Raw genomic sequence first — 22,270 nt, 5'->3', positions numbered from 1 at the left:
GGGGCGGGCGGTCGCCGGGCGTTCCCGGGAATCTGTGTGAACACCCTCGTGGCGGGGCGCGGATGCGCCTTACCCTGGTGTCATGGGTGACCCGCGAGAGCCTCCTGAGGGTGCGCCCGACGGTGGTTCCGGCAACGAGGACGAATACCGGTCCGTCGTGTTCGACGAATCGTTCGTCCGGGCTGCCCGGATCCAGGAGCTGTCCGCCCGGGAGCGGCTGGCCGGGTCCTTCGGCCGGGCCACCCGCCCGCGGGTGCGGCTCGGTCCGCTGGGCACCGTGCCGCGGCAGGCGCTCGCCCTGCTGCTGCTCATCCTGCTGGCCTTCGGGGCCGCGGTGTACTTCGGCGTCCGCTCGCCGACCGGGATGTCGGCCCGGCCCGAGGGCAGTCAACTGACCGTCAGCCTGGTCGCGTTGAGCCCGGCCTCGGCGGTCAGGGTGGTGGCCGACCCGGCGGATCCGTTCGCCGCGCTGCCGACCGGGTACAGCGACGGGGCGATCGGACTGGGCACCCCGACCGGGGCCGCCACCGAGCACTTCAGCCGGGTCGAGGTCACCAAGGCGCTCGATACCGTCCAGCGCTACCTGGTCGCCTCCTCGCTGACCCCGGCCACCCTCGTCCAGGGCGCCACCGCCGACGTCCGGGCCTTCGTCACCCCCGGTGAGCAGGCCCAGTTCGACGCCAGCGTGACCCAGCCCGTCGACGACCGGCACCACGCGCTGACCGGCTGGCTGGTCCGCTTCGACCCGGCGCGGGTCGCGCTGGCCGCCGACACCGTGAAGGTGACCGGCGCGATGCGGATCGACGAGGCGGACACCGGCACGCTGCAGATCACCACCGACCACACCTTCGTCTACGCGCTGAAGCCCGCCGGCGCCCCGGCCGGCGCTCCGGTCACCCTGGAGACCGTCCGGCGGCAGCTGACCTTCCAGTTCGACCGGGTCGACCTCGCCTCGGCGCAGCTGCGGCTGGTGGACTCGGTGATCCAGGCCGGTCCGGAGCCCTGCACCACCTCGATGGCCGGGTTCCTCCAGCCGGTGCTGGCCACCCCGCAGGGCACCCAGGTCGCGCCCCCGTCGCCGATCGACCCGGGCAACCACGCGCAGCCGGCGTGGCAGGTGTGCGGAGTGCTGGCGGGGAGCTGAGGGGCGCCTCGCCGGGATTCCCGGAGCCCGGCCGGAGCCTCGGGGGAGACGGAGGACGGTCCGGGCGTCCGGTCGGACGCCCGGGCCGTCGTCGGCGCGCAGGTGCGGCGGATCAGCCGTCGCTGCGGTCGGTTCGGTCGTCGCGGTTCGACGGGCCGCTGCGCGCGGCGCCCGTGAAGGTGTCGCGGAGCTTGCCGCCGACGGTCGCCGCGCCGCCGGCCACGTCCCGGATCAGGCCCATCAGCGGGTCCTTGCTCTCCTTCACCGAGGTCGTGTAGTGGTCGGCGGCGGCCTTCCACTGCTCGCCGACCGAGGTGTCCGGGTCGTCCGAGCGGCGCGGGTAGGCGCCGGCCAGGATCGAGCGGTACTCGTCGCTCTCCGCCCACTTCTTCAGCTGGGCCACCCGCACCACCGCGAACGGGTGGCTCTGCGGCAGCAGCTGGAGCAGCTTGAGCACGCCGTCGCGCAGGTCGCCGGCCTTCTCGTACTCCTCGGCCTGCTCCAGGAAGGCGTCGACGTTCAGCTCGGCCAGGTTGTGCCCGCCGGCCAGCTTCATCAGGGCGCGCATGGACGCCTGGACGTCCTGCCCGGCGAGCAGGCCGGCCCGGTCGCTGGACAGCTCCGCCTTGCGGAACCACTCCTTGAGCGCGGTGACGATCGCCATGATCGCCAGGTTGCCGAGCGGCACCCAGGCGACCCGGGTGGCGATGTTGGTGAGGATCATCAGCATCGTCCGGTAGACCGCGTGGCCGGACATCGCGTGGCCGACCTCGTGGCCGATGACCGAGCGCAGCTCCTCCTCGTCGAGCAGGTCGACCAAGCCGCTGGTGATCACGATGATCGGGGTGTCGATGCCGATGCAGTACGCGTTGACCGTCGGGTCCTGGGTGACGTACAGGTCCGGGACCTGCTCCAGGTCGAGCACGTAGGCGGCGTCGCGCACCATGTCGTTCAGCTCGGGGAACTGGCGCTCGGAGGTCTTCACGGCGGTGGCCAGGAACATCAGTCGGATCGCGCGCTCGGACACCAGGCCGGCGAGCTTCTTCAGGACCTCGTCGAAGCCGGTCAGCTTGCGCAGGGCGACCAGCGCGGAACGGTCGGCGGGGTGTTCCCAGGCGCGGGTGGAGATGTCGGGGAAGCGCTGGCGCCGACGGCTCGGGGTCTTCGCGATCGGGTCGGTCATGGTCTGAGTACCTCCTGGTCGACGGCGGCCCCGGCTCGGCGGCCGGCCCCCGCTGGTCTTCGCCTGCAACGACTGTTCTGGCAACGTCCGTGGTTGCGTACTCGTCCCCGCGGCCAGCGTACGCGCGGGCCGGGCCACGCCGCAGGGGCCGGTGGGCGGCGCCGGCGTGAGGCCGGTTTACCCTGAATGCCCTGGAGAACCGAGACCGGACCCGGCCGCGGTACCGAGCAGTTCGAGGAGCCCCGCAGATGTCCACCGACACGCTTGTCAGCCTGGCCGCACCCATTTCGAACGAGGCCGGTCCGGGCCTGTTCCTGCGGATCATCGTGGTCGCGTCGTTCGTCGGCGTCGGCCTGCTGGTGTGGATCATGGCGCGGGCCTTCCGCGGCAACTGAGCCCCGCCGCCCCGCTTCGGCTCACGCACGGTCAGCGGCGGTGGGCCGCCGAGCGGTTGCCTGGCGACCCCCCGTACGATGACGGGTGGGCCTTCACCGGCCCGGAAGAACCCCAGGTCCGTTCACCCGAGCCGAGAAGGTCCCGCCGACCATGAACACTGCCGCCGCACTTCCCGTCCTGAACCTGCTCGCCGAGGGCGAGGGGGGCAACCACGAGAGCCTGAACCCGTACCTGACGGGCGGCGCCGCGCTGTTCATCCTGGTGCTCCTGCTCTTCGTGACCACCCGCTTCAACCGGGACCGCTGAACGGGCCCATGGCGCTGCTCGGGGAGCGTCCGGCACACCGGCCGGCCGCTCCCTCACGCGTCTCCGGACAACCCTCACCCGGGCGTTCCCGCACTGTAACGGGCGTCGCGTAAGGTGTGGCGGCATGGGAGAGCAGGCCGGGAATCCCGGCGGACCGGAACCGGTGAAGAAGCGCCTCGGGGTGATGGGCGGGACCTTCGACCCGATTCACCACGGCCACCTGGTCGCCGCCAGCGAGGTGGCGAGCGCGTTCCACCTGGACGAGGTGATCTTCGTGCCGACCGGGCAGCCGTGGCAGAAGAGCGACCGCCAGGTCACCCCGGCCGAGGACCGCTACCTGATGACGGTCATCGCCACCGCGGAGAACCCGCAGTTCTCGGTCAGCCGGATCGACATCGACCGCGAGGGCCCGACGTACACCGTCGACACCCTGCGCGACCTGCGGGCCCAGCACCCGGACGCCGACCTCTTCTTCATCACCGGCGCCGACGCCCTCGCCCAGATCCTGTCCTGGCGCGACTCCGACGAGCTCTTCTCGCTCGCCCACTTCATCGGATGCACCCGCCCGGGGCACACTCTGTCGGACGCCGGGCTTCCGGTGGGCGGGGTGTCCCTGGTGGAGGTCCCGGCGCTGGCCATCTCCTCCACGGACTGCCGCAACCGGGTCGCCAAGGGCGAACCGGTCTGGTACCTCGTCCCGGACGGCGTGGTCCGCTACATCGACAAGCGGGCGCTGTACGCGCCGCACCGGACCTGATCAGGAGCGGGCGTGACTGAACGACGCGGCGGACAGCAACAGCCGGAAGACTGGTCCACCGGGCAGTACCAGCAGCCGTACCAGGGCTACCAACAGCAGCCCGAGCAGCTCCCGCAGCAGCAGTACGACCAGTACGGGCAGCCGGTCTACACCCAGGACCCGTACGGCGGTTACCAGGAGCAGCAGTACCAGCAGCAGCCGTACCAGGGGTACCAGCAGCCGGGGCAGCCCGGGCAGCTTCCGCAGCAGCAGTACGACCAGTACGGGCAGCCCGTGCAGGCGTACCAGCAGCAGGGAGGTTACGGCTACCAGGAGCAGACGTACGGCTACGAGGGCTACCAGCAGCAGCCGTACCCGGCCGCTCCGGCGGTGGCCGAGCCCGAACCGCAGCCGGGGTCCGGGGTCGTGCCCGCCGCGCCCGGGGCGCCCGTCGCTCCGGCCGTGCCGCGCCCGCGCGTGCCCCGGCCCGCCGCCGAGGCGGCGCCGGCCAAGCCCGAGCCGCCGTCCGAACGTGTCGGCGGGGCCCGGGCCGGCAAGGCCGGCGGCAAGGGGCCCACGGGCGACTACCCGACGGACGAGTTCACCTTCGTCGACGAGGAGGCGGAGGAGTCCGAGGACGTCATCGACTGGCTGAAGTTCGCCGAGTCCCGCAGCGAGGTGCGCGCCGAGCGCCGCCGCAAGCTGCGCAACCGGCTGATCGGCCTCGGCGTGGTGGTGGCGCTCGCGGCGGCCGGCACCGGCGGCTACCTCTGGTTCACCGGCGACAAGCAGACCGCGGCGAGCGCGGCCGGTCCGCGCCAGGTCAACGTGGTGCACCTGCGCGACCTGCAGGGCAAGGTCTCCAGCGCGCTGCTGGTCAACGACTCCGCCGGGAGGAAGGGCACCGTGCTGCTGCTGCCCGACGCCCTGCGGCTGCCCGGTCCCGGCGACCCGCCGGTCACCACCGTCGGGCAGGCCATGGACAGCATCGGCGCCTCCGCGACCCGCGACGGCCTGTCCACCGTGCTCGGCGCCCCGGTGGCCGGCACCTGGCGGCTGGACACCCCGTACCTGGAGATGCTGGTCTCCCAGCTCGGCGGTGTCCGGGTGGACACCAACGCCGAGACCCACGAGGGCGGCAAGCCGGACGGCAAGCTGCTGTCGGCGGCGGGCAAGAACACCCTGCTCAACGGGAAGGCCGCGGTCGCGTACGCCACGCTGCAGGCGGCCGGCGAGAACCGGGACGCCCAACTGGCCCGGTTCGGACAGGTGATGGACGCGGTGGTGCGCACCATGCCGACCGAGTTCAAGGACGCCAAGGACGACGTGCACCGGATGAACGCGGTGCTCGACCCCTCGCTGCCCGAGGACGCCCTCGCCGGGGTGCTCGCCCAGCTCGCCCAGCAGGCGAAGGACGGCCACCTCGGCACCACGGCGCTGACCGTCAAGCCCGACGGCGGTCTGGACGAGGCCACGGCGGGCAAGCAGGTCAAGGACGTGCTGGGCGGCACCGTGAAGTCCGCGTCCTCCGGCGACGCCCCGGCCCGGGTCTCGCTCCAGGACGCCACCGGCAACGACCAGGCGGTGGCCGCCGCGCAGGTCCAGATCACCAACGCGGGCCTGACCTTCATCCCCGGCGGATCCAAGACCGCCGCGCAGGCCACCAGTGAGATCCGCTACACCGACGACGCCCGGCAGGCCGCGGCGAAGTCGCTGGCGATCAGCCTCGGCCTGCCGGATACGGCGGCGAAGAAGGTCGGCGACGCCCAGAACGCGGACCTGGTGGTCGTGCTCGGCAAGGACTACCAGCCGCCGAAGAACCAGTAGGCCGCGTCCTTCGGCCCGGGCGGGCGGCCCGGGCCGGCGACCCTCCGGCCCGGGCGGGCGACCCTCCGGCCCGGGCGGCCCCGAAAATGCGTTCCGGGGCCGCCCGGGCGGCGTGAGATCCTGGAAGGCGACCCCCGGCCAGTGCCGGGAGTCGCCCAAAGCCGCCGAGCCGGAAGAACACCGTGACCGTCACCGACCACAGCCAGCAGCTCATCACCGTCGCCGCGCAGGCGGCGGCCGACAAGCTCGCGCACAACATCATCGCCTTCGACGTCAGCGAGGTGCTGTCGATCACCGACGCCTTCCTGATCGCCTCCGCGAACAACGACCGCCAGGTCCGGTCGATCGCCGAGGAGATCGAGGACCAGCTGCGCGAGCAGCTGGACATCAAGCCGGTGCGCCGCGAGGGCGAGCGCGACGGCCGCTGGATCCTGCTCGACTACCTGGACATCGTCGTGCACGTCCAGCACGCCGAGGAGCGCTCCTTCTACTCGCTGGACCGCCTCTGGAAGGACTGCCCCGAGCTGCCGCTGCCCGAGGACGCCCTGGCCTCGCGCAACCGGCCCGACGCGTACACCGACGAGGCCGGCAACGCCGTCGCCCCGGCCGACGACTTCGGCAAGCCCGAGGACCTGCACTGAGCCGGGACGCACGGGGGTCGCGCATCGTCTTCTGGCGACACGGCCAGACCTCCTGGAACCTGGAGTCCCGCTTCCAGGGCACCACCGACATCGAACTGACCGACCAGGGCGTCCTGCAGGCCCAGCGGGCGGCCCGGCTGCTCTCCGGCCTGCGCCCCGACCTGCTGATCTCCTCCGACCTCACGCGGGCCAGGCGCACCGCCGAGGAGCTGGCCAAGGTCACCGGCCTCGACGTGCAGCACCACGAGGGCCTGCGGGAGACCTACGCGGGCTCCTGGCAGGGCCTGACCAACGCCGAGATCCGCTCCCGCTACCCGGAGGAGTACGCGGCCTGGGCGGCCGGCGAGCCGGTGCGGCGCGGCGGCGGCGAACTGGCCACCGAGGTCGCCGACCGCTCGGTGCCGGTGGTGCTGGAGGCCGTCGACAAGCTGCCGGAGGAGGGGACGCTGGTGGTGGTCAGCCACGGCGGCACCATCCGCACCATGCTCGGGCGGCTGCTGGACCTGGAATCGGCCCAGTGGGAGTGCTTCGGCGGGCTGTCCAACTGCTGCTGGTCGGTGCTCGGGCAGGGGGCGCGCGGCTGGCGCCTGCTGGAGCACAACGCGGGCACGCTCCCGCAGCCGGTCATCGGCGACGACACCTGAGCGACTGAGCGACGGGCGCGTCGCGGGGCGGGGCGGAGGGGGCCCGAACGGGCGGATTTCGCAGTTCCGGGCCTGACCAGCTAGAGTCTTCCTCGTTCGCACGGAGGAAACGCGGCCCGGAAGGGAAGCGGGAAATCCGGTGAGTGCGGGGCTGTAGCTCAGTTGGTAGAGCGCTTGCATGGCATGCAAGAGGTCCGGGGTTCAATTCCCCGTAGCTCCACTCCGCACCAGCGGTCCTGGTTCGCCAGGGTCGCGCGTGTCGCGGGGCTGTAGCTCAGTTGGTAGAGCGCTTGCATGGCATGCAAGAGGTCCGGGGTTCAATTCCCCGTAGCTCCACAACAGTCGAGAGGCCGCCACCCACCGGGTGGCGGCCTCTCGCGTTGCCGGGCCCCGCTGGCCGGCCGGGTCTTGAGGGCCGGCCGAGCCCTTGCGGATGGGCCGGGTGCTACGGGTGGCAGGTGTGCGCCCAGCCGCCCGGCGCGGCGGGCAGCCGCTGATCTCCGGGCGGGTGCTGCGCGCCCCCGGGCTGCGGTCGGCGGCGGCCGGCCTGTTCGCGGTCAACGCCGTCGCCGTCCTGCTCGGCGCGGGCTTCGCCGCCCGTACCCGGCGGTCGGCGGGGTAGGGCCGGGCTCGGCCGGGCGGGGCCCGGGTTGGGGTGGGTTGGGTCCGGCCGGGCAGGGCCCGGGTTGGGGTGGGTTGGGTCCGGCCGGGCCGCATCGGGGGAAGCGGGTTCGCGGACCTCGGGGAACGGATTCGTGGAGCACCCCCGGGACCGTGTAAAGTAGTCGATGTCGCCGAGGGAAACCGGACGGAAACGGTCGAAAGCCCCCGGTGACATCGCAGGTCAAGGGGCTGTAGCTCAGTTGGTAGAGCGCTTGCATGGCATGCAAGAGGTCCGGGGTTCAATTCCCCGTAGCTCCACAGCAGTCGAGGGCCGCCTCCCGAAAAGGGAGGCGGCCCTTCGGCGTTCTGGTCATGCCACCGGCGGGAGAGCCGGAAAGACCGCTACCGTCGTGCCATGGCCGATCTGGAGCGAAGGCGGAACGAGGAACTGGCCCGGATACTGCACCAGCTCGGCTGGAGTCCGGAACGGCTCGCCCGCGAGGTGAGCCTCGCCTTGCCGCCGGGCCTGGCCATCAGCTCCACCGCCCCCTACAAGTGGCGCGACCGTGGCATGGTGCCGCGCAGCCCGCACGACCAGACGGTCTGCGAAGTGCTCAGCCGCACCCTCGGTATCGCCGTCACCTACGAGCAGCTCTGGGGCCGGATGGGCGGCCACCGCGGCGCCAAGATCCTCTCGCCCCGGCTGCTCACCGACCCGTGGACCGCCGACACCGCCCAGACCGCGCTGCGCGAGGCCGCCACCGACGCCGGGCCCGTCCGCCTCACCGACCTCTTCCGCGGCACCGACCTCGACCAGGCCGCCGAACGGCTCGCCTCCCCGCCGCCGCCCGTCGGAGGCGGGGAGGGCGCACTGCGCGTCGACCCCAGCCTCGTCGGCGACCTCGGCCTGTCCTACCGCAGCAAGCAGCGGCTCGAACGCTCCTGCGGCGGCGGCCTCGTCCTCGGCCCCACCCGGGCCGAACTCGCCATGCTGGCCAAGCTGTTGGAGCTCGGCGCGTACGACGAGCGGATCGGCCGCGAGCTGTACGGCACGGCCAGCCGGCTCGCCCGGCTGGCCGGCTGGGCCGCGTACGACCTCGGCCACGACGCGGCCGCCCAGCGGGCGTTCGTCGCCGCCCTGCGGGCCGCCCACGTCAGTGGCGACGCCCGGCTCGGCGTCGCCGTGCTCGGCGCCCTGGTGGTGCTCGCCACCCAAGGCACCGGCGGGCGCGGCCTGGACGCCGTCTCCGCGCTCAACACGGCCCTGGTGACGCACGGCGCCGTCCTGAGCCCCGCCGCCCGGGCCCGGCAACTCGGCCGGATCGCCCGCGCGCACGGCCGCCGAGGCGAGGCCGAGCAGGCCGAGGCCGCCGCCGCCCGGGCCTTCGCCGAACTCGACGGCGTGCCCGGCACGGCCGAGGCCCGCGCCGAACTCGCCGGGATGGTGGGGGAGGGGCGCCTGGCGCTCGGCCAGCACCGGCTGGCCAAGGCGCTGCTGGCCGAGGCCGTCGCCGGCCTGGGGGCGGGCCGGGCGCGGTCCAAGGCGCTGCTGATGGTCCGCCTCGCCGAGACCCACCGGCGCCTCGGCGACCAGCGGGAGGCGGCCCGCACCGCGGCGCTCGCCCGGGCGCTCGCGGCGGGCATGCAGTCCGAGCGGCTGGCCCGGGCGCTGCGCGACTTCGACGCGGCGACGCGGGCGGCGGCGTCACCGGCGTCACCGGCGTCATCGGCGGGGCGGTGAGGCGGCGGGGCGGAGGGGTCGGGTAGGGCGGCGGGGCGGTGCGGGGCGGGTGCGGCTGGTGCCGTCCGGCCCCGGCGGACACCCGGGAGCGCGTTGACCTGCTTGCGGTACCCTGAGCCCATGCGAACCGTGCGCCTGCTCCTTAGCCGGCCGCGCTGACCAGGACCGGCTGCGCCCTCGGGCGGTGCCGGAGTCGGCGTGGCGTCCCCTCCTGCGAGGGGATTTTTTGTTTTCCGCCCCCGTTCACGGGCCGGCCGTGTGCGCGGTTCGCCAACTGACATCGATGGAGCTTGAAGGACCATGAGCGAGACGACCCCTGCGTCCGGCACGGCCGAGACCGCGACCGAGCCGTTCCGGTACAGCGCCGCGCTGGCGGCGGAGATCGAGTCCCGCTGGCAGGACATCTGGGAGAAGGAGGGCACGTTCAACGCCCCCAACCCCGCCGGTGCCCTGGCCGACCCGGCGGCCGGCGACGTCGCCGCGAAGCCGCACAGCTTCATCATGGACATGTTCCCGTACCCCTCGGGCGCGGGCCTGCACGTCGGCCACCCGCTGGGCTACATCGCCACCGACGTCTACGCGCGCTACCAGCGGATGACCGGCCACAACGTGCTGCACACGCTGGGCTACGACGCGTTCGGCCTGCCCGCCGAGCAGTACGCGGTGCAGACCGGCACCCACCCGCGGGTCTCCACCGAGGCCAACATCGCCAACATGCGCCAGCAGCTGCGCCGGCTGGGCCTGGGCCACGACCCGCGCCGCTCGATCTCCACGATCGACCCGGACTACTACCGCTGGACCCAGTGGATCTTCCTGCAGATCTTCAACTCCTGGTACGACGAGGCCGCCGGCAAGGCCCGCCCGATCGCCGAGCTGATCGCCCGGTTCGAGTCCGGCGCGCGGCCGACCCCCGACGGGCGCCCGTGGGCCGATCTGTCCGCCGCCGAGCGCGACGAGCTGCTGGGCGAGTACCGGCTGGCCTACGCCAAGGAGGTGCCGGTCAACTGGTGCCCCGGTCTGGGCACCGTACTGGCCAACGAGGAGGTCACTGCGGACGGCCGCTCCGAGCGCGGCAACTTCCCGGTGTTCAAGTCCAACCTGCGCCAGTGGATGATGCGCATCACCGCGTACTCCGACCGTCTGATCGCCGACCTGGACCTGCTGGACTGGCCCGAGGCCATCAAGCTGCAGCAGCGCAACTGGATCGGGCGCTCCGAGGGTGCCCGGGTCGACTTCGCCGTCGGCTCCGATGAGAAGATCACCGTCTTCACCACCCGGCCCGACACCCTGTTCGGCGCCACCTACATGGTGCTGGCCCCCGAGCACGGCCTGGTCGACTCGATCGCCCCCGCCGCCTGGCCCGAGGGCGTGCCCGCCGAGTGGACCGGCGGCGCCGCCACCCCCGCCGAGGCCATCGCCGCCTACCGCGCCGCGGCCGCCGCCAAGTCGGACGTCGAGCGGCAGGTCGAGGCCAAGGTCAAGACCGGCGTCTTCACCGGCGCCTACGCCGTGAACCCGGTCAGCGGCGCGTCCGTCCCGGTGTTCATCGCCGACTACGTGCTGATGGGCTACGGCACCGGCGCCATCATGGCCGTCCCCGCCCACGACCACCGCGACTTCGCCTTCGCCCGCGCCTTCGCGCTGCCGATGCGCTGCGTCGTCGCGCCCACGGACGGGCGCGGCGAGGACGCGGCCGCCTGGGACGACGCGTTCGACACCTACGACTCCGTCATCGTCAACTCCTCCCGGGACGGCCTGACGCTGGACGGCCTGAGCGTCGTCGACGCCAAGGCCCGCGTGACGGCGTGGCTGGCCGAGCGCGGCATCGGCGAGGGCACCGTCAACTACCGCCTGCGGGACTGGCTGTTCAGCCGCCAGCGGTACTGGGGCGAGCCCTTCCCGATCGTCTACGACGAGGACGGCGTCATGCACGCGCTGCCCGAGTCGATGCTGCCGGTCGAGGTCCCCGAGGTCGACGACTACTCGCCGCACACCTACGACCCGTACGACTCCACCTCCTCGCCCAAGACCCCGCTGTCGCGCAACGAGGACTGGGTCACCGTCGAGCTGGACCTGGGCGACGGCGTGCGCACCTACCGCCGCGAGACCAACACCATGCCCAACTGGGCGGGTTCGTGCTGGTACGAGCTGCGCTACGTCGACCCGTCGAATTCCTCGGCGGTCGTCGACCCGGCCAACGAGAAGTACTGGCTGGGCCCGACGGAGACCAAGCCGGCCGGCGGCGCCGACCTGTACGTCGGCGGTGCCGAGCACGCCGTGCTGCACCTGCTGTACGCGCGCTTCTGGCACAAGGTGCTGCACGACCTGGGCCACGTCTCGTCCGTTGAGCCGTTCCACAAGCTGTTCAACCAGGGCATGATCACCGCCGACGTCTACCGTGACGAGCGCGGCTTCCCGGTGCCCGCCGCCGAGGTCGAGGAGCGCGGCGGCGCGTACTTCTGGCAGGGCGAAGCGGTCAAGCGCGAGGCCGGCAAGATGGGCAAGTCCCTGAAGAACGCCGTCGCCCCCGACGACATCGCCGACGAGTACGGCGCCGACACGCTGCGCCTGTACGAGATGTCCATGGGCCCGCTGGACGTCTCCCGCCCGTGGGACACCCGTGCCGTCGTGGGCTCGTACCGCTTCCTGCAGCGGCTGTGGCGCAACATCGTCTCGGAGGCCACCGGCGACCTGGTCGTCACTGACGAGGAGCCGGACGAGGCGACGCTGCGCGCCCTGCACAAGGCGATCGACGGCATCCGGGGCGACATGGCCGGGCTGCGGTTCAACACGGCCGTCGCCAAGGCGATCGAGCTGAACAACTACCTGGTCAAGCGCGGTTCGACGCCGCGCGCCGTGGCCGAGCAGCTGGTCCTGATCGTCGCGCCGCTGGCCCCGCACATCGCCGAGGAGCTGTGGCGCCGGCTGGGCCACGGCGAGTCGCTGGCGCACACCGACTACCCGGTCGCCGACCCGGCGTACGTGGTGGACGAGGCGGTGACCTGCGTGGTGCAGATCAAGGGCAAGGTGAAGGCCCGGCTGGAGGTCGCGCCGACGATCTCGGACGCCGAGCTGGAGGCGTTGGCGCTGGCCGACCCGGCGGTCGTCGCGGCGATCGGTGACGCGCCGGTGCGCAAGGTGATCGCGCGGGCGCCGAAGCTGGTGAACATCGTCACCGGCTGAGGTCGGTTGACTGAGGGCTGATGGCTGAGGTCGGTGGACTGAGGTCTGCTGGCCGGGGCCCGTTGGTTGAGGGCTGATGGCCGGGGCCCGTTGACTGTGGGCTGTGGTGCGTGGCCGGTCGACTGGGGCTGACGGGGCGGGCGTCCTTCGGGGCGCCCGCCCTTCGTCGTGCCCGGGATGGCTGGTGTCGGTTGTGCCAGGGCGGGTCGGGCCCGGTGGTGCCCAGGGGCTCGTGGACCCTCGGGGAGATCCCCGATCTGTCCCTGATCTCCGCCGCCCGGGCCCGTTCGGACCGCCCCGGGTCCGATCCGGCGGCTACCGTGGAACCCTCGGCAGTACGGCCCGCGTTGGGTCCGGTGGGGGCCGAAACGGTGGCGGAAGGTGGCTCGCGATGGACGCGTTCGGCGTGATGATCGGCCTGGTCCTGCTCTTCGGGATCGCGGTGCTCGTGCTGGCCGTGGTCGGCACGGTCAAGGCGGCGAAGGCCGTCGCCGCGAAGATCGAGCGGCACGAGGCCAACGCTCGGCGCGTCGTGGAGAACGCCACCCTCAAGGCGAAGACCTTCACCAAGGTCGGACCGCCCGGGCAGATCGCCGCCGTCCGGCTCGGTCTGCGCACCTCACTCGACGGCACCCGGCAGGTCCTGGAGAGCGGCCTTCCCCAGGACGGTCAGCTCGGCGAGGCCCTCGCCCTGCTGACCAGGCTCGATACGCACGCCGCCGAGCTCGACGGCGAACTGCGGATGTTGGAGCGGGAGCCGGACACCGCGCGGATCGCGGCCAAGCTGCCGGAGCTGCGCGAGCGTGCCGAGCGGATCACCCACTCGGCGGAGACCATGCGCTGGGCCGCGCAGGACCGGATGCACCGGTTCGCGGACGACGAGCTGAGCCGGCTCAGCCAGGAGTGCGAGAGCGAGGCGGGGGCGCTGCGGCACTGGGACACTTCGGCGGGGTCCTCCGCTTCGTCCTCCTCGTCCGCTGCCTCCTCTTCTTCCTCCTCCTCTTCCTCGTCTTCGCCGGGTGCGGAGGCGTCCTCCGGGGGCGCTGCGCGGGCCGGGTTGACGGACGGGAAGGGGCGTCCGAGTGCCGAGGAACTCCTCGGACTCGCGGACCCGCTGGCCAAGCTGGCGCAGCGGTTGCGGAAGCCGTCGGCGGGGCCCACGGCGGGCTGAGCCTGCTCGCGTCGTCTTCTCGCGTCGTCTCCTCGCGTCGCCTGCTCGCCGCGAACTTGCCGCGCGCTCGACCGACTGCTTGGCGGTGCGGAGACACTTTGGTGGGGCTTCGGCGGCGCCTTTCGGGGCCCGTGGGCGGGCGCTGTCCTCACGGACGAACGGGGAGTAACCTCCGCCTCATGCCCTCCGACCTCGCACTTGTCACCGATTCCACGGCCTATCTGCCGCAGGAGGCCCTCGATCGGTACGGGATCACGGTGGTTCCGCTGAGCGTCGCGGTCGGTGACTCGGTCCGCTGCGAGGGGGTCGAGATCTCTCCCAAGGACGTCGCCGAGGCGCTGCGCGAGAAGCAGCGGGTGACGACCTCCCGGCCCAATCCCGAGACCTTCGCCGCCGCCTACCGGGGCGCCGTCGAGGCCGGGGCGAAGGGCATCGTCTCGGTGCACATCTCCGGCGAGCTGTCCGGCACGGTGGAGGCCGCCCGGCTGGCGGCCGCCGAGGCGCCCGTACCGGTGCGGGTGGTGGACAGCCGGCTGGTCGGCATGGCCCTCGGATATGCGGCGCTGGCGGCGGCCGAGGCGATCGCGGCCGGGCGGGACCTGGCGGAGGCGGCCGAGGCCGCCACCCGGCGGGCCGCCGTGACCAGCGGGTTCTTCTACGTCGACACCCTGGAGTACCTGCGCAGGGGCGGTCGGATCGGGGCGGCGCGGGCGCTGCTCGGGTCGGCGCTGGCGGTCAAACCGCTGCTGCACCTGGACGGAGGGCGGATCGAGCCGTTGGAGAAGGTACGCACCGCGTCGCGGGCGATCGCGCGCCTGGAGGAGATCGCGGTCGAGCGGTCGGGGGACGCGGAGGTCGACATCACCGTGCACCACCTGGCGGCCGAGGAGCGGGCCGAGCCGCTCGCGGAGCGGCTGCGGGCGCGGGTGCCCGGCCTGCGGGAGCTGTACGTGGGCGAGGTGGGGGCGGTGATCGGCGCACACGTCGGGCCGGGGCTGCTCGCGGTGGTGGTCGCGCCGCGCTGAGGGGGCTCCGGTCAACTCGGCGGTGCTCTGCCCACTCGTGCGAGTGAGCTGATTCATCCACAACCCCCGGGTTGTCCACAGGGTTTCGGTAATTTCTGCGCGCACTGCCGAGGACTCCTACCGTCCTCGGCATGACGAGCATGAGCCTGGGCGCGGCGAAGCGCCACGAGATCAACGAGACCGTACGGCTGCGGATGGCGGCGTTGCTGCCGGTGGACGATGGGGCTGGTGGTGGTGGAGGAGGCGGCGGGGCCGGAGTCGGGCGAGGAGGCCCTGGGGGCTCCGGTGCGGTGGCGGGGGAGCCCACGGCGACCGGGCCGCCTTCGGGCGCGGCTCCGTCCGGGGCTGGGGAGCGGCCGCCTGCACCGCATGTGCCGCATGTGCCGCCTGCTCCGTTGGAGCCGTCCGGGGTGGGCGGGGTGGGCGGGGTCGTGGACCCGCCGGAGCCGGTGGCCGGGGCGCGCCTCCGGTTCGGTTCGGCGATGGCGCTCGACCGGCGGGCGGTGGCCGGGCTGGCCGTCCTGCTGCTGTTCGCGGTCGGCTACGCCGTGCAGCACTTCTGGCTGGCCCGGCCGCAGGCGGTAGCCGTGCCGGCGCTGGCGTCCGCCCCGGTGGCACCGGGGTCGGCGGAGTCTGCGCCCGTGCCGGCTCCTGCCTCGGGCACGGCCTCGGCCGAGGCCGCCGATGCCGCTGCCGTCGGGGCCCAGCCGGCCGTCGTGGTCGACATCGGCGGACGGGTTCACCTTCCCGGCCTGCACACCCTGCCCGGCGGCTCGCGGGTGGCCGACGCCTTACGGGCGGCGGGCGGCCCGCTGCCGGAGACGGACACCCGGGGCCTCAACCTGGCCCGCGTACTGACGGATGGTGAGCAGATCCTGGTCGGCGAGCCGGGCTCGGCCCCCGCCCCGGGCGCCGGAGCCGGCAACGGGCCCCCGGCGGCCGGCACGTCGAGGCCACCCGTCAGCCTCAACCGCGCCACCCTCGAACAGCTCGACACCCTCCCCGGAGTCGGCCCGACGCTCGCCCATCGCATCCTCGCCTACCGCACGTCGCACGGCTCGTTCCGCACGCTCGACCAGCTCCGGCAGGTCGGCGGCATCGGCGCTCGCACGTTCGCGGAACTCCGTCCGCTGCTCACCCTCTGACGCCCCTTCCGACTCTCTCCCGCCTCTCCGCGGATCCGTTCGCCCGTCCTTCCCCCGTGCTGTTCGTGGCCGCTTTCGTCCAGCCGTTGTGTCGTCAGCCGTCGCCGTCGCCGCCGCCCCGCCGAAGGGAGGTACCGCCATGTCCGCCACCACCGACCCGATCCTGCACACCCGTTCCACGGGCGCCGACTTTCGGCTGCTGCTTCCCGCCGTCTCGGTCTGGGTGGTGACGGCCGCGCTCCTCGACCTGGAGCCGGGGTACGACGTCCTCGCCTTCACCCTGGCGGGTGCCGCCGCACTGGCAGCCGTCCTGCTGCTCGCCAGGCCGGCGGTCCCACGCCGTCGCGGAGCGGCGGTGACCTTGGCAGCCATCCTGCTCACCGGGGCCGCGGCCGCGATCGCCACCCCGCTGCACACCGCCGATCTGCACCGGGGGCCGCTACCGGAGCTCGCCCGCGCGGCCGAGCACGCCCCACCGCGATCCCTGGGCGAGCCCGCCCGGGTGGTGGAGGTGGAGCTGACCGTCGCCGGCGATCCGAAGTCCCACGCGGCCCGGGGCGGGACCACCGGCGGGCAGACCCTCCTCACCGTCGACGCGGTGGCCGACCGGGTCACACTCGTCCCGGACGGGCGGAGCACCAGGACGCGGACCCCGGTGACCGTCATGGTCCGGGGAGCGGAGTCCGGGCCCTGGCAGCGGCTGCTCCCGTCGGAGCGGCTGGCGGCGGAGGCCGAGGTACAGCCTGCGGGGGAGGGCTACGACACCGAGTCCGCGGCGCTGCTGGTCGTCCACGGCCCGCCCCGGCAGATCGAGCCGCCGAGCCTGCCGCAGCGTGTCGCCGGGCGGCTGCGGGCCGGGCTGCGCACGGCCGTCGACGGACTCCCGCCGGACGCGCGCGGACTGCTCCCCGGCCTGGTCGTCGGGGACACCTCGCAACTGCCCGACGACCTCGGGGACGCCTTCCGGGCCACCGACCTGGTGCACCTGGTGGCGGTCAGCGGTGCCAACCTGGCGATCGTCCTCGGCGTGCTGCTGGGTGCCCCCGGTCAGGCCGGGACCCCGGAACGGCGCGGGCTGGCCGCGGTGCTGGGGCTCTCGCTGCGTACCAGCGCCATGCTCGGGACGGCGCTGACGCTGGCCTTCGTCACCGTCTGCCGACCGGAGCCCAGTGTGCTGCGCGCGGCGGGGACGGGTCTGATCGGCATGCTCGCGCTGGCCACCGGCCGTCCCCGGCAGGCGGTGCCCGCGCTCGCCGGGACGGTCCTGGTCCTGGTCCTGCTCGACCCGTTCCTGGCGCGCTCCTTCGGATTCCTGCTCTCGGTGCTCGCCACGGCCGGGCTGCTCGTCCTCGGGCCGCACTGGGCCGAGGCGCTGCGGGCCCGGCGCTGGCCGCGCCACCTGGCGGGCGCCCTCGCGGCGACGGCCGCCGCCCAGGCGCTGTGCGCGCCGGTGACGGTGGTGCTGTCCGGGCACATCAGCCTGGTCGCGATCCCGTGCAACCTGCTGGCCGAGCTGGCGGTGGCCCCGGCGACCCTGCTCGGTTTCGGGGTGCTCGTGCTGCAGCCGCTCCTCCCGGACCTGGCCCGGCTGCTCGCGGAGCCGGCCGGAGTGCCGGTCGGCTGGCTCGCCCTGGTGGCGCGGCGCGGTGCCGAGCTGCCGGGTGGGCAACTCTCCTGGCCGGGTGGGTGGTTCGGGACGGCGACGGTTGCGCTGGTCACCCTGGCGGTCTGCTGGGCGGCGCCGCTCCTGCTGCCGCGGCGCGCGCGGCCCGGCGAGCCAGTCCGCGCCCGGCTGCGGTGGGTACGGGCGCTGGTGACGGGGGTGCTGCTCGTGGTCCTGCTGGCCGTGCTGCTGCGGCCACCGCAGCTCACCCGGATCGCCACCGGCTGGCCGCCGCCAGGGTGGCGGATGGTGATGTGCGATGTCGGCCAAGGGGACATGCTGGTCCTCGCGGCCGGTGCGCCGGACAGCGCGGTGGTGGTCGATGCGGGGCCGGATCCGAACGCCGCCGACAGGTGTCTGCGCGACCTCGGCATCACGGCGGTGCCGCTCCTGTTGCTGACGCACTTCCACGCCGATCATGTCGAGGGCGTGCCGGGGGTGTTGCGGGGGCGTCGGGTCGGTGCGGTCGAGGGCACGACCCTGGACGATCCACCGGGCGAGGCGGCCCGGGTGGCAGGTTGGGCGGCCGGCGCCGGGGTGCCGCTCCTGCGTGCTGGGCGAGGTGAACGGCGTTCGGTGGGCGCGGGGTTGTCGTGGGAGGTGGTCTGGCCCGATCCCAGGGTGGCTGTCGAGGCGCCCGGCGCGAACAACGCGAGCGTCGCGTTGCGGGTGTCGGTCGCGGGCGGCCTGCGGATGGCCTTGCTCGGGGACCTCGAACCGCCCGCCCAGTCGGCGCTGCTGGGCCGCTTGAGGCGGGTGGACGTCCTGAAGGTGGCGCATCACGGATCGGCGCACCAGGACTGGGACCTGACCGGCGCGTTGCGCCCCCGGTTGGCCTTGATCTCGTGCGGTGAGGGCAATGCGTACGGGCACCCGTCCGCGCGGACGGTCGACCACTTGCGCGCGTTGGGCGCGAGCGTGCTGCGCACCGACCGGGTGGGCGACATCGCCGTGACGGGCGACTCCCCGGTCACCCTCGGTGTGTCCGTGCATCCCCGGACCGCCCACGAGGTGCGCAAGCCGCGCTCCCACGGCGGGAGCTCGTCGGCCGTCGCCTCCGGCGTCGGCCGGGCCCCGCACGCCCCGCGGGCTCCGCCCGGATGACCCCCGCTCTCCTCCTCCCGTCCACGAAGTGGGGAAGGGAAAGGGGTTGGGGTGGGGAGGAGGAGGGAGGGGTGGGGGGCGGGGGCGGGGCGGGGGCCCGGAGAACAGTTGCGGCGCGCTCCGAGCAGGGCCGGAGCGCGCCGCGTCGTGGCCGGGTCAGCCCTCTTCGCGCCAGCCTTCGTGGGTGGCGGCGAGGGTGTCGAGGGCGTGGAGGTGGGTCGGGGTCCAGCCGTCTTCCGGGGGTTCGACGACGACGAGCCACTGCGCGTCCTCGGCGTCGTCCTCGCCGGCGAGGGCGTCGCGGACGATTTCGAGCTCGCCGAGGTCGGGGTGGGTGGCGCTGAGTTCCTCGAAGGCGTCCTCGGCGGCGTCGCGGTCGGGCAGGACGAGCAGTTGCCGGGCGTGCGGGTCGTCGACGTCCGGCAGGTCGGTGGTGTGGTTCTCGGTCACTGGGCCATTCTCCAGGTCGGGCTGGCAGACAGGTCGGCCGGGCGGGAGTGTCCGCGCCCCGTGGGATGCTGGTAGGCGATGGCCAGGAAGAGTGCACCCGACGACCTGCTCGCCCCGCTGACCCTCGCGGTCGGCCAGGAGGAGCTGCTGCTGGACCGTGCGGTCGCCCAGGTGGTGGCGGCGGCGAAGGCGGCGGATCCGGACACCGACGTGCGGGATCTGCCGCCCGGCGGCCTGCAGCCGGGGAGTCTGGCCGAGCTGACCACGCCGTCGCTGTTCGCCGAACGCAAGGTGATCGTGGTCCGGGCCGCGCAGGACCTCTCCGCCGAGTCGGTGAAGGAGGTCAAGGCGTACATCGAGGCGCCCGCCGACGAGGTGATCATGGTGCTGGTCCACGCGGGTGGCGCCAAGGGCAAGGGCCTGCTGGACGCCGGACGCAAGGCGGGCGGTCGCGAGGTGGCCTGCGCGAAGCTGGCCAAGGCGAGTGAGCGGCTGGCCTTCGTCCGGGGCGAGTTCCGTACGCTGGGCCGCTCGGCCACGCCGGAGGCCTGCCAGGCCCTGCTGGACTCGCTCGGCAGCGACCTGCGGGAGCTGGCGGCCGCGTGCAGCCAGCTGACCTCGGATGTCGAGGGCACGATCGACGAGACGGTGGTGGCCCGCTACTACAGCGGCCGGGCCGAGGCGACGGGCTTCGAGGTGGCCGACCTGGCCGTCACCGGCCGGGCGGCGGAGGCGCTGGAGCGGCTGCGCTGGGCGCTGGCCGTGGGGCAGCCGCCGACGGGCATCACCTACGCGCTGGCCTCCGGGGTGCGCAGCATCGGGCGACTGGCGACCACCGGGCGGAACATGCGTCCGGCCGATCTGGCCCGCGAGTTGGGCATGCCGCCGTGGAAGGTCGAGCGGGTCCGCCAGCAGATGCGCGGCTGGACGGGCGACGGGGTGGCCACCGCGCTGACCGCGATCGCCCAGGCCGACGCGGCGGTGAAGGGCGGCTCGGACGATCCGGCCTTCGCGCTGGAGCGCGCGGTGGTGGCCGTCGCCCGGGCTGCCCGGGCAGGGTCCCGCCCCGCCTACTGACCGGCCCCGGCCTTAAGACCCGGCTCCGGAAGACCACGTAAGACCCGGCACGTAAGACCCGGTCCCATGGCCCGGCCCCTCCTACCGGACTACTTGCGCATCGCGCGGACAGCGTCCCAGCCGTCGGACTGCAGGGCTGTGCGGAGCTCCTCCTTGGACGGCACCTTGGTCTTTCCCTCGGTGTAGCTGGCGGACCAGGAGATGTAGTACGTCATCCCGCCGTCGCGGACGTCGAGTTCGGCGCTGACGCTGTGCCAGGTCTTGTCCGAGGCGCCCGGGTCGTCCTTGTAGAGGAAGTACGCCTCCTCGCCGAGCCCCGGCACGTCGGTGACCTGGTAGTCGCGCGCCCGGTAGACCTCCTTGGCGGCCGCGAACTCGGGTGCGGGGTTGACCGCCTTGTGCAGGTCGGCGCGCAGGTAGACGGAGGCGTACTCGCTGTCGGAAGTGCCGGCGCCGCTGCGCTTGAGCGACATCGAGCAGTTCATGCTGTCCAGCGCCGGGTGCCGGTCGCTGTGGTGGGTCGGCGCGCTGGAGTCGGAGACGCTGTACAGCCGGAGGAGCGAGGAGGGCCTTCCCGTGGTGCAGAAGTCGTCCGAGAGGCGGTAGGCGCCCAGGGGCCGTGGCGAGGCGTCGGTGCTGACTAGGTCGGGTACGACGAGCACGGCGGTCGCCCAGCCGGCCGAGGCGAGCAGCGCGCCGACGAAGGCCCAGACGGCATTGCGGCGCAGGTTGCCGCCGGACCGTCGCGCTCCACCGCCTGCCGGCACGGGAGTCATCCCCGGTGCGGTGGGCAGCCCGGGCGGCGGCCCGAAGCCCTGGACCGGCACTCCCCGCGCTCCCGACGCTCCCGCCCCCGGCGCCTGCTGCGGAAAGCCGTAGCCCGGCCCGTTCGGTGCCACCGGCTGCGGCTGCGGCTGCGGTGGTGGTGACGGTGGCGGCGTCGTCATGAAGCTCCCCCTCGGGCCCGGCGTCGAGGTGCTCCCCGCACCTCGATCGCGCGTGACCGACCATAGCGGTCGGACCGCGGAACGCGACAGGCGCCGCAGTGGGCCTCTGGGGAAGAGGCAGACTACGGCGCCTGTCGTACTGCTTCGTGCACCGCACCCGCGTGGCGAACGCAGGCCGCGTACGGTGCGAGTCTCGCGCACCTCAGGAGTCCGGGTAGAGGGCCGGGTCCGTCCCGAGGCGGTGGGGGCCGTGGCCCCCGGGCGTCAGGCCTGGGCGGCCGCGTTGACGCGCTTGGTGATGGCCGACTTCTTGTTGGCGGCCTGGTTGGCGTGGATGACGCCCTTGCTCACGGCCTTGTCCAGCGCCTTGGAGGCGGCGCGGGCCAGCACGGTGGCCTTCTCGGTCTCGCCGGCGGCAGCGGCCTCACGGGCCTTGCGCAGAGCGGTCTTCAGCGAGGACTTGACGGCCTTGTTGCGCAGGCGCGCCTTCTCGTTGGTCTTGTTGCGCTTGATCTGGGACTTGATGTTCGCCACGAAGGAGCCTCAGTCTTGTCTAAAGGATTGAACGGGCTGCACCGCGCGGCCGCCGGTCGTGCTGAGAGGGCATGCCGAGGCCAGGTGCAGCAGCCCACGCTACCAGGGGCCCACCACCCGTCCCAAACCGGCCGATGCTCCCGAACCGGCCGCCCGACCTCGCCGTACCGGCCCCGCAGCGCCCGGCTACGCCCTGAGCACCGGCTCGCCGTAGTGCTCGACCTCCGGGAACGGCTGGTAGTACCGGTGCAGCAGGTCCCGCCACTGCTGGTACTCGGCCGAGCCGCGGAACCCCTCGGTGTGGTCCGCGAGCGTCTCCCACTCCACCTGGAGGAGGAACCGCGAGCCGCGCCCCTCGTCGAGGCAGCGCCGCAGTTCCAGGGAGCGGAAGCCGCGCTGGACGGCGATCAGCGGACGGGCCTCGGCGAAGGCGGCGAGGAACTCGTCCTCCTGGCCGGGCAGGACGTCGAGCAGGGCGCTTTCCAGGATCATGGGGAGCCATCCTGCCGCCCCGCTCGGGGTGGGAGAAGCCCTGGACGAGACCGGGCCACGAAACCGGGCCGCGAGACCGGGCCGCGAACCGCCCCGCCAACCGAACCGAGGGCCGAACGCCGGACCGAACGGCAGCCCGGTTCGTGGTCGTGGGAAGATGGGAGGAACTATTTCGATCGGACGAGACTGTCCGGTCCCCGGGAAACCGGTCAGCGATGACCAGGACACCCCCGGCCCCGGACCAACGGAGAATCGGAC

20 protein-coding genes and 3 tRNA genes are annotated in these 22,270 nt (G+C 73.4%); 18 read left to right on the top strand and 5 right to left on the bottom strand.

What is annotated here, in order from left to right; all coding sequences use genetic code 11:
• The first annotated feature begins 82 nt into the window (after nucleotides 1-82).
• On the top strand, nucleotides 83-1,144 hold the full coding sequence (locus ACIOJE_RS09020) for a hypothetical protein (protein WP_400774501.1): 1,062 nt from the start codon (nucleotides 83-85) through the stop codon (nucleotides 1,142-1,144).
• Nucleotides 1,145-1,256: 112 nt separating this feature from the next.
• Here ACIOJE_RS09020 and ACIOJE_RS09015 read toward each other — a convergent pair whose 3' ends face one another.
• Nucleotides 1,257-2,327, bottom strand: coding sequence for a M48 family metallopeptidase (locus ACIOJE_RS09015; RefSeq protein WP_280677069.1), 1,071 nt, complete (start codon nucleotides 2,325-2,327; stop codon nucleotides 1,257-1,259).
• A 248-nt stretch (nucleotides 2,328-2,575) separates the two neighbouring features.
• Here ACIOJE_RS09015 and ACIOJE_RS09010 point away from each other — a divergent pair, with 248 nt between their 5' ends.
• The 16 genes from ACIOJE_RS09010 (at nucleotide 2,576) to ACIOJE_RS08935 (ending at nucleotide 18,512) form a co-directional block, all read left to right on the top strand.
• A complete protein-coding gene (locus ACIOJE_RS09010) occupies nucleotides 2,576-2,722 on the top strand; it encodes a hypothetical protein (protein ID WP_280677066.1) in 147 nt (48 codons plus the stop codon).
• Nucleotides 2,723-2,873: 151 nt separating this feature from the next.
• Complete coding sequence (locus ACIOJE_RS09005) at nucleotides 2,874-3,029, top strand: hypothetical protein (protein ID WP_280677064.1); 156 nt, start codon at nucleotides 2,874-2,876, stop codon at nucleotides 3,027-3,029.
• Between the two features lie 124 nt (nucleotides 3,030-3,153).
• The gene (gene nadD / locus ACIOJE_RS09000; protein ID WP_280677062.1) at nucleotides 3,154-3,786 is read left to right on the top strand and encodes a nicotinate-nucleotide adenylyltransferase; all 633 of its coding nucleotides are present in this window, start codon (nucleotides 3,154-3,156) and stop codon (nucleotides 3,784-3,786) included.
• 12 nt (nucleotides 3,787-3,798) lie between these two features.
• Nucleotides 3,799-5,592 carry an LCP family protein gene (locus tag ACIOJE_RS08995; RefSeq protein WP_400774497.1) on the top strand — a complete coding sequence of 598 codons (1,794 nt, stop codon included), beginning with the start codon at nucleotides 3,799-3,801 and terminating at the stop codon, nucleotides 5,590-5,592.
• Between the two features lie 182 nt (nucleotides 5,593-5,774).
• Entirely contained in the window at nucleotides 5,775-6,233 is a 459-nt protein-coding gene (gene rsfS / locus ACIOJE_RS08990) for a ribosome silencing factor (protein WP_400661762.1), read from the top strand.
• Entirely contained in the window at nucleotides 6,230-6,877 is a 648-nt protein-coding gene (locus ACIOJE_RS08985; RefSeq protein WP_400774644.1) for a histidine phosphatase family protein, read from the top strand. The genes rsfS and ACIOJE_RS08985 overlap by 4 nt, the downstream gene beginning before the upstream one ends.
• Before the next feature lie 147 nt (nucleotides 6,878-7,024).
• A tRNA-Ala gene (locus ACIOJE_RS08980) sits at nucleotides 7,025-7,097 on the top strand.
• A 43-nt stretch (nucleotides 7,098-7,140) separates the two neighbouring features.
• A tRNA-Ala gene (locus tag ACIOJE_RS08975) sits at nucleotides 7,141-7,213 on the top strand.
• 124 nt (nucleotides 7,214-7,337) lie between these two features.
• Complete coding sequence (locus tag ACIOJE_RS08970) at nucleotides 7,338-7,499, top strand: hypothetical protein (RefSeq protein ID WP_400774495.1); 162 nt, start codon at nucleotides 7,338-7,340, stop codon at nucleotides 7,497-7,499.
• A 226-nt stretch (nucleotides 7,500-7,725) separates the two neighbouring features.
• A tRNA-Ala gene (locus tag ACIOJE_RS08965) sits at nucleotides 7,726-7,798 on the top strand.
• A 97-nt stretch (nucleotides 7,799-7,895) separates the two neighbouring features.
• Complete coding sequence (locus ACIOJE_RS08960) at nucleotides 7,896-9,221, top strand: hypothetical protein (RefSeq protein WP_280677056.1); 1,326 nt, start codon at nucleotides 7,896-7,898, stop codon at nucleotides 9,219-9,221.
• A gap of 300 nt (nucleotides 9,222-9,521) precedes the next feature.
• Nucleotides 9,522-12,404: a leucine--tRNA ligase gene (gene leuS, locus ACIOJE_RS08955; RefSeq protein ID WP_400774492.1), complete on the top strand. Its 2,883-nt coding sequence runs from the start codon at nucleotides 9,522-9,524 to the stop codon at nucleotides 12,402-12,404.
• Between the two features lie 391 nt (nucleotides 12,405-12,795).
• Complete coding sequence (locus ACIOJE_RS08950; protein WP_280677052.1) at nucleotides 12,796-13,575, top strand: hypothetical protein; 780 nt, start codon at nucleotides 12,796-12,798, stop codon at nucleotides 13,573-13,575.
• A gap of 179 nt (nucleotides 13,576-13,754) precedes the next feature.
• Complete coding sequence (locus ACIOJE_RS08945) at nucleotides 13,755-14,600, top strand: DegV family protein (protein WP_280677050.1); 846 nt, start codon at nucleotides 13,755-13,757, stop codon at nucleotides 14,598-14,600.
• Between the two features lie 131 nt (nucleotides 14,601-14,731).
• Nucleotides 14,732-15,745 (top strand): helix-hairpin-helix domain-containing protein, encoded by a 1,014-nt coding sequence (locus ACIOJE_RS08940; RefSeq protein ID WP_400774489.1) that lies wholly within the window; start codon nucleotides 14,732-14,734, stop codon nucleotides 15,743-15,745.
• Nucleotides 15,746-15,884: 139 nt separating this feature from the next.
• Nucleotides 15,885-18,512: a ComEC/Rec2 family competence protein gene (locus ACIOJE_RS08935; protein ID WP_400774487.1), complete on the top strand. Its 2,628-nt coding sequence runs from the start codon at nucleotides 15,885-15,887 to the stop codon at nucleotides 18,510-18,512.
• 156 nt (nucleotides 18,513-18,668) lie between these two features.
• On the opposite strand, the gene ACIOJE_RS08930 is transcribed toward ACIOJE_RS08935, so the two are convergent.
• On the bottom strand, nucleotides 18,669-18,962 hold the full coding sequence (locus ACIOJE_RS08930; protein ID WP_280677044.1) for a hypothetical protein: 294 nt from the start codon (nucleotides 18,960-18,962) through the stop codon (nucleotides 18,669-18,671).
• 78 nt (nucleotides 18,963-19,040) lie between these two features.
• On the opposite strand from ACIOJE_RS08930, the gene holA reads away from it, so the two are divergent.
• On the top strand, nucleotides 19,041-20,039 hold the full coding sequence (holA, locus tag ACIOJE_RS08925) for a DNA polymerase III subunit delta (protein ID WP_400774486.1): 999 nt from the start codon (nucleotides 19,041-19,043) through the stop codon (nucleotides 20,037-20,039).
• Nucleotides 20,040-20,128: 89 nt separating this feature from the next.
• Here holA and ACIOJE_RS08920 read toward each other — a convergent pair whose 3' ends face one another.
• The 3 genes from ACIOJE_RS08920 to ACIOJE_RS08910 all read right to left on the bottom strand — a co-directional run bounded on the left by ACIOJE_RS08920 (nucleotide 20,129) and on the right by ACIOJE_RS08910 (nucleotide 22,012).
• Nucleotides 20,129-20,815, bottom strand: a complete 687-nt coding sequence (locus ACIOJE_RS08920; RefSeq protein WP_280677040.1) for a hypothetical protein — start codon at nucleotides 20,813-20,815, stop codon at nucleotides 20,129-20,131.
• Between the two features lie 435 nt (nucleotides 20,816-21,250).
• Nucleotides 21,251-21,520 carry a 30S ribosomal protein S20 gene (rpsT, locus tag ACIOJE_RS08915; RefSeq protein WP_270147017.1) on the bottom strand — a complete coding sequence of 90 codons (270 nt, stop codon included), beginning with the start codon at nucleotides 21,518-21,520 and terminating at the stop codon, nucleotides 21,251-21,253.
• 186 nt (nucleotides 21,521-21,706) lie between these two features.
• Nucleotides 21,707-22,012 carry an antibiotic biosynthesis monooxygenase gene (locus ACIOJE_RS08910; protein ID WP_280677036.1) on the bottom strand — a complete coding sequence of 102 codons (306 nt, stop codon included), beginning with the start codon at nucleotides 22,010-22,012 and terminating at the stop codon, nucleotides 21,707-21,709.
• Between the last annotated feature and the right edge of the window lie 258 nt (nucleotides 22,013-22,270).

It is taken from the genome of Kitasatospora sp. NPDC087861, assembly GCF_044742585.1.
In the GTDB taxonomy this organism is placed as follows: Bacteria; Actinomycetota; Actinomycetes; order Streptomycetales; family Streptomycetaceae; genus Kitasatospora.
Note: the sequence above shows the minus strand (reverse complement) of the source record. Positions and strands in the feature narration are given on the sequence as shown.

Bases quoted from the DNA above. Each gene is read 5' to 3' on its own strand.
- ACIOJE_RS09020 (WP_400774501.1), top strand. From the start codon at position 83: ATGGGTGACCCGCGAGAGCCTCCTGAGGGTGCGCCCGACGGTGGTTCC.
- ACIOJE_RS09015 (WP_280677069.1), bottom strand. From the start codon at position 2,327: ATGACCGACCCGATCGCGAAGACCCCGAGCCGTCGGCGCCAGCGCTTC.
- ACIOJE_RS09010 (WP_280677066.1), top strand. From the start codon at position 2,576: ATGTCCACCGACACGCTTGTCAGCCTGGCCGCACCCATTTCGAACGAG.
- ACIOJE_RS09005 (WP_280677064.1), top strand. From the start codon at position 2,874: ATGAACACTGCCGCCGCACTTCCCGTCCTGAACCTGCTCGCCGAGGGC.
- nadD (WP_280677062.1), top strand. From the start codon at position 3,154: ATGGGAGAGCAGGCCGGGAATCCCGGCGGACCGGAACCGGTGAAGAAG.
- ACIOJE_RS08960 (WP_280677056.1), top strand. From the start codon at position 7,896: ATGGCCGATCTGGAGCGAAGGCGGAACGAGGAACTGGCCCGGATACTG.
- leuS (WP_400774492.1), top strand. From the start codon at position 9,522: ATGAGCGAGACGACCCCTGCGTCCGGCACGGCCGAGACCGCGACCGAG.
- ACIOJE_RS08950 (WP_280677052.1), top strand. From the start codon at position 12,796: ATGGACGCGTTCGGCGTGATGATCGGCCTGGTCCTGCTCTTCGGGATC.
- ACIOJE_RS08945 (WP_280677050.1), top strand. From the start codon at position 13,755: ATGCCCTCCGACCTCGCACTTGTCACCGATTCCACGGCCTATCTGCCG.
- ACIOJE_RS08940 (WP_400774489.1), top strand. From the start codon at position 14,732: ATGACGAGCATGAGCCTGGGCGCGGCGAAGCGCCACGAGATCAACGAG.
- ACIOJE_RS08935 (WP_400774487.1), top strand. From the start codon at position 15,885: ATGTCCGCCACCACCGACCCGATCCTGCACACCCGTTCCACGGGCGCC.
- holA (WP_400774486.1), top strand. From the start codon at position 19,041: ATGGCCAGGAAGAGTGCACCCGACGACCTGCTCGCCCCGCTGACCCTC.
- ACIOJE_RS08920 (WP_280677040.1), bottom strand. From the start codon at position 20,815: ATGACTCCCGTGCCGGCAGGCGGTGGAGCGCGACGGTCCGGCGGCAAC.
- ACIOJE_RS08910 (WP_280677036.1), bottom strand. From the start codon at position 22,012: ATGATCCTGGAAAGCGCCCTGCTCGACGTCCTGCCCGGCCAGGAGGAC.